Origin of the sequence: Bradyrhizobium sp. B117 (genome assembly GCF_038969555.1) — a bacterium.
Taxonomy (GTDB): domain Bacteria; phylum Pseudomonadota; class Alphaproteobacteria; order Rhizobiales; family Xanthobacteraceae; genus Bradyrhizobium.
The window spans coordinates 4,356,545-4,371,588 of the sequence record NZ_CP152414.1 but is presented as its reverse complement, the minus strand read 5'-3'; the positions used below and the strand labels follow the sequence as shown (position 1 = coordinate 4,371,588).

The 15,044-nt window shown below is 63.6% G+C and carries 4 protein-coding genes and 1 pseudogene; 1 reads left to right on the top strand and 4 read right to left on the bottom strand.

Features of this window, described 5'->3' with window-relative positions:
* Nucleotides 1-637 precede the first annotated feature (637 nt).
* Nucleotides 638-1,884, top strand: a pseudogene (locus AAFG16_RS21425) (NAD(P)/FAD-dependent oxidoreductase).
* Here AAFG16_RS21425 and AAFG16_RS21420 read toward each other — a convergent pair.
* The 4 genes from AAFG16_RS21420 to rpoB form a co-directional block, all read right to left on the bottom strand.
* Entirely contained in the window at nucleotides 1,800-3,830 is a 2,031-nt protein-coding gene (locus tag AAFG16_RS21420; protein WP_342740446.1) for an ABC transporter ATP-binding protein, read from the bottom strand. The pseudogene AAFG16_RS21425 and the gene AAFG16_RS21420 overlap by 85 nt on opposite strands.
* 148 nt (nucleotides 3,831-3,978) lie before the next feature.
* Nucleotides 3,979-6,039 (bottom strand): FAD-dependent oxidoreductase, encoded by a 2,061-nt coding sequence (locus AAFG16_RS21415; protein WP_342740445.1) that lies wholly within the window; start codon nucleotides 6,037-6,039, stop codon nucleotides 3,979-3,981.
* Between the two features lie 193 nt (nucleotides 6,040-6,232).
* A complete protein-coding gene (gene rpoC / locus AAFG16_RS21410; protein WP_283086230.1) occupies nucleotides 6,233-10,429 on the bottom strand; it encodes a DNA-directed RNA polymerase subunit beta' in 4,197 nt (1,398 codons plus the stop codon).
* Nucleotides 10,430-10,559: 130 nt separating this feature from the next.
* Nucleotides 10,560-14,678 carry a DNA-directed RNA polymerase subunit beta gene (rpoB, locus tag AAFG16_RS21405; protein WP_027564414.1) on the bottom strand — a complete coding sequence of 1,373 codons (4,119 nt, stop codon included), beginning with the start codon at nucleotides 14,676-14,678 and terminating at the stop codon, nucleotides 10,560-10,562.
* Nucleotides 14,679-15,044 lie beyond the last annotated feature (366 nt).

Below are 15,044 nucleotides of genomic sequence, written 5' to 3'. Positions count from 1 at the left end.
CTTGGCACGGCCCGTCGCCGGAACCGCAAATTCTTCTCGAGCCACCCGCCCGACGAGGCCGCTTTTTGCGGAACAATCCGCGCAAAGCGAAATTGCGCCAACCGCTCCATCAACGAGCGGAAAGCGCTTCGACGCCACAGAGGACCGCGATATTGAGGCCGATCAGCGTAAAGCCGCGGCCTGCGCACCGAGGTCATGCATCCGAATTCGATCTCAAGAGAACGAGCTCAAGAGAACTAAAATCGCACTGGCATTGCCTAGCTATGATCGACAGCGTTTGAGCGGCATTCGTCGAGGTTGGTGCCCGCCTTAAACGACCCCCGGGATATGGTCCCTGGCGGTCAACGGGTGGCCCGTTCCGACGTTGGCGATGCTCACCGCCTGTCGTTAAGTGAGGCGCTTTCTATAAGTGAGAATCGGTCAAGTCAAGGTGAAACGACAGTCAAAAACGCTTCTCGCGACTGTCGAAATCGCTGTTTGCCGCACTCACCGCGCCGTCCGGATATGGGCATGGGCCCCCTGTTCCGCTACCCCAGCGGCCCATTTACATCCGGGCGAAATATACTTTTATATCCCTCGCTAAGGCTTTTTTTCCTGTTGGTGCGGCAATCTGCCGCCATCGGCAGAGATTTACGCCATGCGGTACACCGACATTGCCATCATCGGCGGGGGATTGTCCGGCTCGACCGCCGCCGCGATGCTCGGCCGCGCCGGCATTTCGACGGTGCTGATCGATCCGCATGAGAGCTATCCGGCGGATTTTCGCGTCGAGAAACTCAGCGGTCATGTCCAGGTCGAGCGATTCCTGCAGACCGGAATCGGAGAATCGGTCCTGCGCCGCGCTACCTTTGCCGGCGCGAACTGGATCGCACGGTTCGGCCATCTGCTCGACAAGGCGCCGAGCCGGCAGTTCAACATCCTCTACGATTCCCTGGTCAATGCCGTCCGCGACGAGATCCCTGCGAGCGTGGAGCGCATCTGCGCCAAGGCCGTTTCGGTCGAGGCCAGCCCGGAGCGGCAGCGGGTCTTGCTCTCCAATGACGAGACGATCTCGGCCCGCCTCGTCGTACTCGCCAACGGCCTCAATGTCGGCCTGCGCCACCAGCTCGGCATCGTGCGGAAGGTCGTCAGCGCCTGCCACTCGATCGCGATCGGATTCGACGTGGTGCCGGCGGGGCGGAATTCGTTCGATTTCCCCGCATTGACCTATTTCTCGGAGCGGCCGAGCGACCGCATTCCCTACATCACGCTGTTTCCGATCGGCCCGCGGATGCGCGCCAATCTGTTCGTCTACCGCAGCTTCGATGATCCCTGGCTCAGCGAACTGCGGCGCAGGCCGGCCGAGACGCTAAACGCCGCCCTGCCGCGGCTCAAACACATCACCGGCCCGTTCGACATTCCCGGCGAGATCAAGATCCGCCCGGTCGATCTCTATGTGAACGATGCAAGCGGCCAGCCCGGCCTCGTATTGGTGGGCGATGCCTTCGCGACCTCCTGCCCCGCCGCGGGCACCGGCTGCGACAAGGTCTTCACGGACGTCGAGCGGCTCTGCAATGTCTACATCCCGCAATGGCTCGCCTCCGACGGGATGGAAGCGGCGAAGGTCGCCGCGTTCTACGCCGATCCGATCAAGCGGGCCTGCGACGAATGGTCGGCGGCGAAGGCGTTCGATTTCCGCGCAGTCTCGACCGCGCCAGGCCTCTACTGGCACAGCGCTGGGCGCGCTTCATGGCCTGGTCGCTTCAGGGGCTATTGCGGCCGCTCGGAGGTGCCTTCGACCTGGAGCCGAACTTCCTCGGTCACTCCTCCTCGTCGTCCTCGTCCTCATCATCCTCGAGGTCGTCGTCTTCCTCGTCGTCATCCTCGCTGTCGTCATCGGCCTGAGCCGCAGCGCCGTGCGGCTGGTGCATCTGGTCGTTCCACAGCTTGCGATAGGTGCCGTTCCTAGTGAGCAGTTCGGCATGCGAGCCGCGCTCGATCGCCCTGCCCCCTGAGATGACGATGATCTCGTCCATCTCGACCACCGAGGTCAGGCGGTGGGTCGACCAGATCATGGTGCGGCCCTTGGCGACCTTGAGCAGCGTGCGGTTGATCGCGGCCTCCGTGGTCTGGTCCAGCGCCGAGGTGGCCTCGTCGAGCAGCAGCACCGACGGATTGCGGATGATCGCGCGCGCGATCGCGATGCGCTGGCGCTGGCCGCCCGAGAGCGTGTCGCCGCGCTCGCCGACCGAGGTGTCGTAGCGCTGCGGCAGGCTCATGATGTAGCGGTGGATCTCGGCCTTCTTCGCCGCCTCCTCCACCTCCTCGTCGGTCGCGCCCTCCTTGCCGAGCCGGATGTTCTCCCGGATCGACATGTTGAACAGCATGTTCTCCTGGAACACGACCGCCATGCTCCGGCGCAGCGAATCCAGCGTCACCTTGCGCACATCGACGCCGTCGATGGTGACGCGGCCCTCGTCGGGCACATAGAGCCGCAGGATCAAATTGAGCAGCGTGCTCTTGCCCGAGCCAGAGGGCCCGACGATGGCGATGCTCTTGCCGACGTTGAGCTTGAGGCTGAGATTGTCCAGCACCGGCGTCTGGCTGCCTTCGTACTGGAAGGTGACGTGGTCGAAGGTGATGTCGTTGGTGATGCGCGGCAGGTCGGGTGCGCCGGGACGGTCGGCGCCGCGGGTCGGCTCGTCGAGCAGCTCCTGGATGTGGCGAATCGCGGCGGCCGAGGAGATCGACACCGGGATGAAGTGCATCACATGGGCGATGTTGTAGGAGACCTCCCAGAACGCGCTCTCGAAGGTGACGAAGGTGCCGATGGTGATCTGGCCCTTGGTCGCCAGATACGCGCCGATCGCGAGCACCACGAGGTGCAGCAAGAGCACGGAGATGGTGACCGTCCGCTCCACCATGGTCGACAGGAACGCGGCGGAGGCGATCCTGTTGCGGGTCTCGTCGTTGCGGAAACGGAAGAAGCCGAACATCTTGCGCTGCAGGCTGAACGCCTTGATCACGGCCTGCGCCGCCACGTTCTCCTGCACCATGCCGAGCAGCGCGCTCTCGTTGAGCTTCTGCTCGTAATTGGCCTGCACCGCCTTCGGGGTGAGGATGCGCGGGCCGATCAGCGTGATCGGGAACACCAGCAGCGCGACCACGGCGAGCTGCCAGTTCAAAAACAACATCAGGACGATGCCGGCGACCAGTTCCAGGAACGGCAGCGCCGCGCTGTTGGCGAAGGTCTTCACCGAGCCTTCGAACGCCGAGAGGTCGACGGAAAAGCGCGACAGGATCTCGCCGCGCTTGGTGCGGCCGAAATAGGCCGCCGGCAGCTCCTGGACGTGCTCGAACAGGCGCTTGCGGACGTCGGAGATGATGCAGGCGGCCAGCCGCGCGTCCCAGCGCTCGTACCAGACCGCGATGATGGAGGTGAGGATGCCGGCGACCGCGAGCACGCCGAGGATCTTGTACAGCGCCTGGAAATCCTCCTCGCCGAGCGCATCGTCGATCAGGTATTTCAGGCTGAGCGGCATGATGACGTTGAACAGCGTCTCGACGACGACGCCGAACGCCACAAACGACAGCATCCGCTTGTAGTTGGCGAGGAAAGGCTTGACGAAACCCAGGATGGTCGCGAGCGCGCCGGCGGCCTCGCGCGCGGTAAAGACGACGAGGTCCTCGTCCTCATCGTCATCATCGAGCTCCAGCTCGTCATCCTCCTCGTCTTCATCGTCCTCGTCGTCTTCGAGGTCCGGCTTGGCGGCGGCAAGCTTGTCGTCGAGCTCGGTCGCCTCTTCGGCGGCGAGCTTCTGTTTGTCGGGCGAGAGAGGCTTGGACGCCATGAAACCAACCGATGCTGACGGCCGGCATGACCGCAGAGAAAGAGATAGCGGAGAGCCGCTATTGCACCGATTCTATGCGATCAAAATGAATTCGGCAAAACAATTGGCGAATTCACCCGATCCTTGAGAGCTAGTCGTTCCTCGAGAGCTAGTCGTCGTCCTCGTCCTCGACCTTGTCGAAGAACGAATAACGCAAGCTGTCGGCGTCGGCGTACCATTGACCCGGGCCCTTGCCCGCGGCAAGCGTCGCCTCCCAGAGCGCGTCGGTGCAGTCCTTGCGGTGCATCGACAGGTCAAAGCCGTTGCCGAAAAACAGCTCGGACCATTCCCACCAGGTGCCGAGCTTCTTGACCCCGCGCAAGAGGTCGTAGCGGTCGATCACCACCGAGGCCATGTCCGAGGTGATCGAGCCGAACACGAGACCGGTCCTGACCACGCGGTTGAGCTCGCGGATCGCGCGGACCACCTGCTTCGGGGACACGTGGCAGAGGCTGGTCTCGAACACGAAGTCGAAGCTGCCGTCCTTGAATGGCATGTCGGTGATCGAGCCGAGCTTGTTGTACTTCTTCAGCGCCTTCGGCGTCTTGGCGTGGATGGCGCGGTTGTTCTCGATGCCCCAGGCATCGATGCCGCGCTCGCGCAGCGCGCCCACCAGCTCGCCGCTGGCCGAGCCCGCGACCAGGAGCTTTGAGCCCTTTGCCTTGCCCCAGACGATGCCGATCAGTTTTGTGAGATAATCGGGATCGGTGAAGTGCTTCCACGCTTCGCTGTACGGGCCGAGGCCGCGATAGTTCTCGAAATAGTCGCGGTCGATCTTGTCGGAGATCGGCTGGTCGTCCTGCGCGCGCTCGCGGCGCAGGCGCATCATCTCGGTCAGGATGATGTCGGTCGCGGCATCCGAGGAGTCGAGCAGGCCGTTCAGCGTGGAGTCGAACAGATAGTCGCCGACCACGACGATGCCGGGATGTTCCTTCGGCTCCGGCCGGTGATTGGTCATGACGTCGCGCACGGGCAAGCCGCCTGGCAGCGCGTTCACCGACGACAGCCAGCGGTGGATCTTGCCTTCCATGAAATGCGCGCGGGCATCGCCGAGCGAGGCCGGCAGCGATTTCAGCGCAGCGTCGATCAGCTCCTGGTCCGAGAGGTTGGCGAACGCCAGCGCATCGGAGCCGGGAATGAGCCAGTTCAACACGCCGTGCTTGCCGACGTCGTGGCGCGCGCCCTCGTTGTAGACGCAGCAGCCGCCGAAGGCCTCCGACATGAACCAGGCGCCGGGGATCTTCTCGCCCCAGAACGGGGTGTCGAACAGGATCGAGACGCGCAGATAATGCGCCGGACGGTCGAAATAGGAGACGTGCTTGACCATCGACTTGCGCAGCTGCTCGCCTTCCCACGCCATGGTGGCGAGCCAGGAATGCGGCAGGCACACCAGCACGAGGTCGAAGTCGCGCGTCTCCGGACCCTTGCCGTTCATCATCTTGAGCTGATAGCGGCCGGTCGGCGCCTTGCCGACGGTGAGCACGCGGTGATTGAGCTGGATGTCGGCGTTGACCTCCGACTGCAGGCACTCGATCAGCTGCTCGTTGCCGTTCTGGATGGAGTAAAGGCCGATATAGCCGTCGACATCCATCAGGTAGTTCTTGAGCGCGTTGAGGCCGTTGGTGTTGTGGCTCTCGGTCGCGATGTCCGAGCGCGCCATCACCTTGAAGAAGCGCTTTGCGGTCTCGTCCTCGACCTGCTCGTCGAGCACCTGCTCCGCGGTCTTGTAGGCCCAGGGATTCTCGTTGTCGTGCGCGCCGACGCCTTCGTAATATTCGATCGGCGACATCACCTCCGAGCAGCGCTTGCGGAACGCCTCGATCGCGGCCGCGGTCTTGGCGCCGTATCTGCGGCGCATGCCTGCGACATCGTCGAGCAGCTCGCCGCCGAACTGCACCTGCTCGGCGTCCATCGGAATGGTCTGAAGTCCGAAATGCTGGATCAGCTCGCGCAGCGGGTCCGGACCGGTCATCGAGTAGTCGTAGATCTCGGCAACGCCGGCCTCGTACATCGCCGGGGCGGAATCGAATTTGCGCGTGACGATCTTGCCGCCGAGCCGGTCGGATGCCTCGAAGATGGTGACGCGGCAGAGGTCGCCGAGCTTACGCTTTAGATACCAGGCACTCATCAGCCCGCCGGGGCCGCCGCCTACGATTGCGAGATCAAGCATGTCAGTTCCGTGGTCTCCGGCCCTGCCCCCGTCACGGGATCCACCGGTCTAAGCTGCCCTAGCAGAAGCGCTTTTGCGCCTGAAGGAAAGATGAACAAAGGTTGATCCCGCACCGCAACAGGCAAACAAAGCAGCAAAAAGGCCGGCTTGCGCCGGCCTTTTCATTGTCCTCGGTATTCTTACGGATGAACGATCATTCCGCGGGCGGCAGCGCAGGAAGCTCCGCTTCCGGAGCCGGCGACACGACGGCCGCCTGCTTCTCGCGCTCGTCCAGGATCAGCTTGTCGCGCTTCATCGCGACTTCGCGGATCTTGGCCATGGAGGCGCCGGTGCCCGCCGGGATCAGCCGGCCGACGATGACGTTCTCCTTGAGCCCTTCGAGCGGATCGATCTTGCCGTTGACCGCCGCTTCCGTGAGGACGCGGGTGGTCTCCTGGAACGAGGCCGCCGAGAAGAACGAGCGCGTCTGGAGGCTCGCCTTGGTGATGCCGAGCAGAACCGGCGTACCCGTGGCGGGCTTCTTGCCCTCTTCCTTGGCCTTCTCGTTCAGCGCGTCGAACTCGATCTTGTCGACCTGCTCGCCGGAGATCATGTCCGTATCGCCCTGGTCGGTGACTTCCACCTTCTGGAGCATCTGACGGACAATCACCTCGATGTGCTTGTCGTTGATGAGCACGCCCTGGAGCCGGTAGACCTCCTGGATCTCGTTGACCAGATAGGCCGCGAGCTCCTCGATGCCCTTGACCGCAAGGATGTCGTGCGGCGCCGGGTTGCCTTCCACGATGAAGTCGCCCTTTTCGACGACGTCGCCGTCCTGAAGGTGGATGTGCTTGCCCTTCGGGATCAGGTACTCGCGCGGCTCCTCGGTCTTGTCCATCGGCTCGATCGAGATGCGACGCTTATTCTTGTAGTCGCGACCGAACCGGATGGTGCCCGCGATTTCGGCGATGATCGCCGCATCCTTCGGACGCCGAGCCTCGAACAGTTCCGCCACCCGCGGCAGACCGCCGGTGATGTCACGCGTCTTGGCGCTTTCGGTCGAGACACGGGCGAGGATGTCGCCCGGATTGACCTTGGCTCCGACGTCGACCGAGAGAATGGCGTCGACCGACAGCATGTAGCGGGCATCGCCGCCACGGGCGAGCTTGAGCACCTTGCCGTCCTTGCCCTTGACCACGATGGCCGGACGCAGGTCCGAGCCGCCGCGGGTCGAGCGCCAGTCGATGACCACGCGCTTGGCGATACCGGTGGCCTCGTCGAGCGTTTCCGAGATCGACTGCCCCTCGACCAGGTCCTCGAAGCCGATCGTACCTTCGACTTCGGTGAGGAGCGGACGGGTGTAGGGATCCCACTCGACGACGCGCTGGCCGCGCTTGACCATGTCGCCCTCGTCGACGTGCAGGCGCGAGCCGTACTGGACACGGTGCGTCGCACGCTCGGTGCCGTCGGCATCGACGATCGCCACCACCATGTTGCGCACCATCGCGATCAGGTGGCCTTCGCTGTTGCGGGCGATGGCCTTGTTCCTGATCACGATCTTGCCGTCGAAGCTGGCTTCGACGAAGGACTGCTCGTTGAGCTGCGCCGCGCCGCCGATGTGGAAGGTGCGCATGGTGAGCTGGGTGCCCGGCTCGCCGATCGACTGCGCCGCGATGACGCCGACGGCTTCACCGTGGTTGACCGGCGTGCCGCGGGCGAGGTCGCGGCCGTAGCACTTGCCGCAGATGCCGTTGACGAGCTCGCAGGTCAGAGCCGAACGGATCTTCACCTCCTGCACACCACCCTGCTGGATGGCTTCCAGATGGCTCTCTTCCATCAGCGTGTCACGCTTGATGATCACCTTGCCCGAGCTGTCACGGATGTCCTCGCAGGCCGTGCGTCCGAGGATGCGCGAGCCGAGCGAGGCAACCACGGTGCCGGCATCGACGATGGCGCGCATCTTGATGCCGAGCTTGGTGCCGCAGTCGGACTGCGTGATGATGCAGTCCTGCGCGACGTCGACGAGACGACGGGTCAGGTAGCCCGAGTTCGCGGTCTTCAACGCGGTATCCGCGAGGCCCTTGCGGGCGCCGTGGGTCGAGTTGAAGTACTCGAGAACCGAGAGGCCTTCCTTGAAGTTCGAGATGATCGGCGTCTCGATGATCTCACCCGACGGCTTGGCCATCAGGCCGCGCATGCCGGCGAGCTGGCGCATCTGGGCCGGCGAACCGCGGGCACCGGAGTGGGCCATCATGTAGATCGAGTTGATGTCGGCATCGGCTCCGCTCGCCGTCTTCTTGGTGGCGGAGATCTCCTTCATCATCGCCTTGGCGATTTCTTCCGTGGCCTTCGACCAGGCGTCGACGACCTTGTTGTACTTCTCGCCATGCGTGATCAGGCCGTCGTTGTACTGCTGCTCGAAATCCTTCGCCAGCGTACGGGTGGTGTCGACGATCTTCCACTTGCCGTGCGGCACGACCATGTCGTCCTTGCCGAACGAGATGCCGGCCTTGAACGCGTTGTAGAAGCCGAGCGCCATGATGCGGTCGCAGAAGATCACCGTCTCCTTCTGGCCGCAGTGGCGGTAGACCTGGTCGATGACGCCCGAGATCTCGCGCTTGGTCATCAGCTTGTTGATGATCTCGTACGTGACGCGCGGGTTCTTCGGCAGCAGGTTGCCGAGCATGACGCGGCCGGCGGTGGTCTCGATCCAGCGCTTGGAGACCTTGCCGGTCTCGTCCATGCCCTCCCACCGGTACTTGATCTTGGTGTGGAGGTGGATGACCTTGGCGTGCAGCGCGTGCTCGAGCTCGGCCATGTCGCCGAACACCTTGCCCTCACCGGGCAGGCCTTCGCGCATGATCGAGACGTAGTAGAGACCGAGCACGATGTCCTGCGACGGCACGATGATCGGCTGACCGTTGGCCGGATGCAGGATGTTGTTGGTCGACATCATCAGGACGCGCGCTTCCAGCTGCGCTTCGAGCGACAGCGGAACGTGCACGGCCATCTGGTCGCCGTCGAAGTCGGCGTTGAACGCCGAGCAGACCAGCGGGTGAAGCTGGATCGCCTTGCCCTCGATCAGCACGGGCTCGAACGCCTGAATGCCGAGACGATGCAGCGTCGGGGCGCGGTTGAGCAGCACCGGGTGCTCGCGGATCACCTCGTCCAGGATGTCCCAGACCTCGGGCCGCTCCTTCTCGACCAGCTTCTTGGCCTGCTTCACGGTGGTGGACAGGCCCTTGGCGTCAAGCCGCGAATAGATGAACGGCTTGAACAGCTCGAGCGCCATCTTCTTCGGCAGGCCGCACTGATGCAGGCGCAGCTCGGGACCGACCACGATCACCGAACGGCCCGAATAGTCGACGCGCTTGCCGAGCAGGTTCTGACGGAAGCGGCCCTGCTTGCCCTTGAGCATGTCGGCGAGCGACTTCAGCGGACGCTTGTTGGCGCCCGTGATGACGCGGCCGCGGCGGCCGTTGTCGAACAGCGCATCGACCGCTTCCTGAAGCATGCGCTTCTCGTTGCGGATGATGATGTCGGGCGCGCGCAGCTCCATCAGCCGCTTCAAGCGGTTGTTGCGGTTGATGACGCGGCGGTAGAGGTCGTTGAGGTCCGAGGTCGCGAAGCGGCCGCCGTCGAGCGGCACCAGCGGACGCAGATCCGGCGGAATCACCGGAACCACGGTCATGATCATCCATTCCGGCTTGTTGCCGGAGTGGCGGAACGCTTCGACGATCTTCAGGCGCTTGGCGAGCTTCTTGTGCTTGATGTCGGAGTCGGTCTCCTGCATCTCGACGCGCAGCGAGGCCTCGAGCTTCTCGAGGTCCATGCCCTTGAGCAGCTCGCGGATCGCTTCGGCGCCGATCATGGCGGTGAAGCTGTCCTGGCCGTATTCGTCCTGCGCCTTCAGATACTCGTCTTCCGACAGCAGCTGACGGTCCTTGAGCGCGGTGAGACCCGGCTCGAGCACGACGTAGTATTCGAAGTAGAGGATCCGCTCGAGATCCTTCAGCGTCATGTCCAGCAGAAGGCCGATGCGCGAGGGCAACGACTTCAGGAACCAGATGTGGGCGACGGGCGCGGCGAGCTCGATATGGCCCATGCGCTCGCGCCGGACGCGCGACAGCGTGACCTCGACCGAGCACTTCTCGCAGATGATGCCCTTGTACTTCATGCGCTTGTACTTGCCGCACAAGCACTCGTAGTCCTTGATCGGCCCGAAGATGCGGGCGCAGAACAGGCCGTCGCGCTCGGGCTTGAAGGTACGGTAGTTGATGGTCTCCGGCTTCTTGATCTCGCCGTAGGACCAGGACAGAATCTTCTCTGGAGACGCGATCGAGATCCGGATCTGGTCGAAGACCTGAGCCGGCGTCGTCGGGTTGAAGAGATTCATAATTTCTTGGTTCATCGTCTTCTCCTCGCGTGCCGGTCGCCTCCGGCCGCAAATTCGAAAATCACTCGAGCAGGGCGCCCTACCCTCAAGGCCTCAGGCCGGGCGCCGATGCCCGGCCGTCAACGGCCGGGCATGAAAGGTCGAATTACTCGGCCGCTTCCGACGTCGGCGCCGGTCCCATCTTGGAGTTGTGCAGGTCGACGTTGAGGCCGAGCGAGCGCATTTCCTTGACCAGCACGTTGAACGATTCCGGAATGCCGGCCTCGAACGTGTCGTCGCCGCGCACGATCGCCTCGTACACCTTGGTGCGGCCGGCGACGTCGTCCGACTTCACCGTCAGCATCTCCTGGAGCGTGTACGCCGCGCCGTAAGCCTCGAGCGCCCACACCTCCATTTCGCCGAAGCGCTGGCCACCGAACTGCGCCTTGCCGCCCAGCGGCTGCTGGGTGACGAGCGAGTACGGACCGATCGAACGCGCATGGATCTTGTCGTCGACCAGATGGTGCAGCTTGAGCATGTAGATGTAGCCCACCGTCACCTTGCGATCGAAGGCATCGCCGGTGCGGCCGTCATAGACGGTCGACTGACCCGAAGCGTCCAGACCGGCGAGCTTCAGCATCTCCTCGATGTCGGCTTCCTTGGCGCCGTCGAACACCGGGGTTGCGATCGGCACGCCGCGGCTGAGGTTGTGGCCAAGCTCGAGCAGCTCGTTGTCGTTGAGCGTCTTGATGGTCTCGTCCTCGCCGTAGACCTTCTTCAAGGTTTCCTTCAGCGGCTTGATGTCCTGCTTCGACAGGTAGGCATCGACCGTCTGACCGATACGCTTGCCGAGGCCGGCGCAGGCCCAGCCGAGATGGGTCTCGAGGATCTGTCCGACGTTCATGCGCGAGGGCACGCCCAGCGGGTTGAGCACGATGTCGGCGTGCGTACCGTCTTCGAGGAACGGCATGTCCTCGATCGGCACGATCTTCGACACCACGCCCTTGTTGCCGTGGCGGCCGGCCATCTTGTCGCCGGGCTGGATCTTGCGCTTCACCGCGACGAAGACCTTGACCATCTTCATCACGCCGGGCGGCAATTCGTCACCGCGCTGGAGCTTCTCGACCTTGTCGAGGAAGCGCTGTTCAAGCCCCTTCTTCGACTCGTCGTACTGCTTCCGCATGGCCTCGATCTCGGCCATCAGCTTGTCGTTGGGCGAAGCGAACAGCCACCACTGCGACTTCGGGTACTCCTCGAGCACCGCGCGGGTGATCTTGGTGTCCTTCTTGAAGCCCTTCGGACCGGCAATGCCCTGCCGCCCCTCGAGCAGCTCGGCAAGACGATTGTAGACGTTGCGGTCCAGGATCGCCTGCTCGTCGTCGCGGTCCTTGGCCAGACGCTCGATCTCTTCCCGCTCGATCGCCAGTGCACGCTCGTCCTTGTCGACGCCGTGGCGGTTGAACACGCGCACTTCCACGATCGTGCCCTGCACGCCCGGAGGAACGCGCAGCGAGGTGTCGCGGACGTCGGAGGCCTTCTCGCCGAAGATGGCGCGCAGCAGCTTTTCTTCCGGCGTCATCGGGCTTTCGCCCTTCGGCGTGATCTTGCCGACCAGGATGTCGCCGGCGCGCACTTCCGCACCGATGTAGACGATACCGGCTTCGTCGAGGTTCTTCAGTGCTTCTTCCGAGACGTTCGGAATGTCGCGGGTGATTTCCTCAGGCCCGAGCTTGGTGTCGCGGGCCATCACCTCGAACTCCTCGATGTGGATCGAGGTGAAGACGTCTTCCTTCACGATCCGCTCGGAGAGCAGGATCGAGTCTTCGAAGTTGTAACCGTTCCACGGCATGAACGCGACGAGCACGTTCCGGCCGAGCGCGAGCTCGCCGAGATCGGTCGACGGACCGTCGGCGATGATGTCGCCCTTCTTGACGATGTCGCCGACCTTCACCAGCGGACGCTGGTTGATGCAGGTCGACTGGTTGGAGCGCTGGTACTTCATCAGGCGGTAGATATCGACGCCCGACTTGGTCGGATCGAGATCTTCCGTGGCGCGGATGACGACGCGGGTGGCGTCGATCTGGTCGATCACGCCCGAACGGCGCGCCGCGATCGCGGCACCCGAGTCACGGGCAACCACGCCTTCCATGCCGGTGCCGACGAACGGCGCCTCGGCGCGAACCAGCGGCACCGCCTGGCGCTGCATGTTCGAGCCCATCAGCGCGCGGTTGGCGTCGTCGTTCTCGAGGAACGGGATCAGCGCCGCGGCGACCGAAACGAGCTGCTTCGGCGACACGTCCATGTAGTCGACCTTGTCCGGCGTCACCGGCAGAACTTCGCCGGCGTGACGGCAGACCACGAGGTCTTCGGTGAAGCGGCCCTTCGGGTCGAGCGGCACGTTGGCCTGCGCGACCGTGTAGCGGCCCTCTTCCATAGCCGAGAGGTACACGACCTCGTCGGTGACGCGGCCGTCCTTGACCTTGCGGTAAGGCGTCTCGACGAAGCCGTACTTGTTCACGCGCGCGAAGGTCGCGAGCGAGTTGATCAGGCCGATGTTCGGACCTTCCGGCGTCTCGATCGGGCAGATACGGCCGTAATGGGTCGGATGCACGTCGCGGACTTCGAAGCCGGCGCGCTCGCGGGTCAGACCGCCCGGTCCAAGCGCCGAGAGGCGGCGCTTGTGGGTGATCTCCGAGAGCGGGTTGGTCTGGTCCATGAACTGCGAGAGCTGCGAGGAGCCGAAGAACTCGCGCACGGCGGCAGCCGCGGGCTTGGCGTTGATCAGGTCCTGCGGCATGACCGTGTCGATGTCGACCGAGGACATGCGCTCCTTGATGGCGCGCTCCATGCGGAGCAGGCCGATACGGTACTGGTTCTCCATGAGCTCGCCGACCGAGCGCACACGGCGGTTGCCGAGATGGTCGATGTCGTCGATCTCGCCCTTGCCGTCGCGCAGGTCCACCAGGGTCTTGATGACCGAGAGGATGTCTTCCTTGCGCAGCGTACGCTGGGTGTCCGGCGCATCGAGGTCGAGGCGCATGTTCATCTTGACGCGGCCGACCGCGGAGAGGTCGTAGCGCTCGGCGTCGAAGAACAGCGACTGGAACATGGCCTGCGCCGATTCCAGCGTCGGCGGCTCGCCCGGACGCATCACGCGGTAGATGTCGAACAGCGCGTCCTCGCGCGTCATGTTCTTGTCGGCCGAGAGCGTGTTGCGGATGTAGGGGCCGACATTGACGTGGTCGATGTCGAGCAGCGGCAGCTCCTTGTAGCCCTGCTCGTTGAGCGCCTTCATCAGCTTGTCGGTGATTTCCTCACCGGCTTCCGCGTGGATCTCACCCGTCTTCGGGTTGACGAGGTCCTCGGCGACATAGTTGCCGACCAGCTCCTCATCGGCCATGCGCAGCGCCTTCAGCCCCTTCTCCTGGAGCTGGCGGGCGGCACGGACGGTGAGCTTCTTGCCGGCCTCGAGCACGACCTTGCCGGTGTCGGCGTCGATCAGGTCGTTGACGGTCGAGTAGCCGCGGAAACGGTTGGCGTCGAACGGAACGCGCCAGCCTTCCTTGGTCCGCTTGTAGAGGATCTTCTTGTAGAACGTGGACAGGATCGCTTCGCCATCGAGGCCGAGCGCGAACATCAGCGACGTCACCGGAATCTTGCGGCGACGGTCGATACGCGCATAGACGATGTCCTTGGCGTCGAACTCGATGTCGAGCCAGGAGCCGCGATACGGGATCACGCGGGCGGCGAACAGCAGCTTGCCCGAGGAATGGGTCTTGCCCTTGTCGTGGTCGAAGAACACGCCCGGCGAACGGTGCATCTGCGAGACGATGACGCGCTCGGTGCCGTTGACGATGAAGGTGCCGTTCATGGTCATGAGCGGGATGTCGCCCATGTAGACGTCCTGCTCCTTGATGTCCTTGACCGACTTCGCGCCGGTTTCCTCGTCGATATCGAACACGATGAGGCGCAGCGTCACCTTGAGGGGAGCCGCGAAGGTCATGCCGCGCTGGCGGCACTCGTCGACGTCGTATTTCGGCTGCTCGAACTCGTAGCGGACGAATTCCAGCATCGAGGTGCCCGAAAAGTCGGAGATCGGGAACACCGAGCGGAACACCGCCTGCAGACCCTCGTCGAGACGGCCGCCGGTGGGCTCGTCGACCATCAGGAACTGGTCATAGGACGCCTTCTGAACCTCGATGAGGTTCGGCATCTCGGCGACTTCCTTGATGTGTCCGAAGAACTTGCGAACGCGTTTGCGACCGGTGAATGTCTGCTGCGCCATCGTGGCCTCTCATTTCGTCGCCCGCTCTGGGCGCGCCGTCCGGAACGCGGCTGCCACCGCTCTCCGGGTTGAATTTTTCGAACCCGCTTTGGGGGCCGGAAACTCAGTTTCAGGCGGGAATGTCCTGAATCTGTTCTTCAGACCTTCAAAACGCAAAACGACGCGCGGGGCGCTGCTGCGCGCCCGCCCGTCACAACGATCGTCTTCACGGACTGCAAAAGCCCGAAATAGCCTGCTCTCCCAACGGCTTACAGGGAAATCCGGCATCCCTGCCCACCGTGCTTTCGTGCTGTCGAACCGATATGGGGCGACAATAGTGCAGATTCGAGGGTCAAACCCTCAAATCCCCACACTTTTTCGTGTTCG

Coding starts and splice junctions, on each gene's coding strand:
- AAFG16_RS21420 (WP_342740446.1), bottom strand. CDS start 3,830: ATGGCGTCCAAGCCTCTCTCGCCCGACAAACAGAAGCTCGCCGCCGAA.
- AAFG16_RS21415 (WP_342740445.1), bottom strand. CDS start 6,039: ATGCTTGATCTCGCAATCGTAGGCGGCGGCCCCGGCGGGCTGATGAGT.
- rpoC (WP_283086230.1), bottom strand. CDS start 10,429: ATGAACCAAGAAATTATGAATCTCTTCAACCCGACGACGCCGGCTCAG.
- rpoB (WP_027564414.1), bottom strand. CDS start 14,678: ATGGCGCAGCAGACATTCACCGGTCGCAAACGCGTTCGCAAGTTCTTC.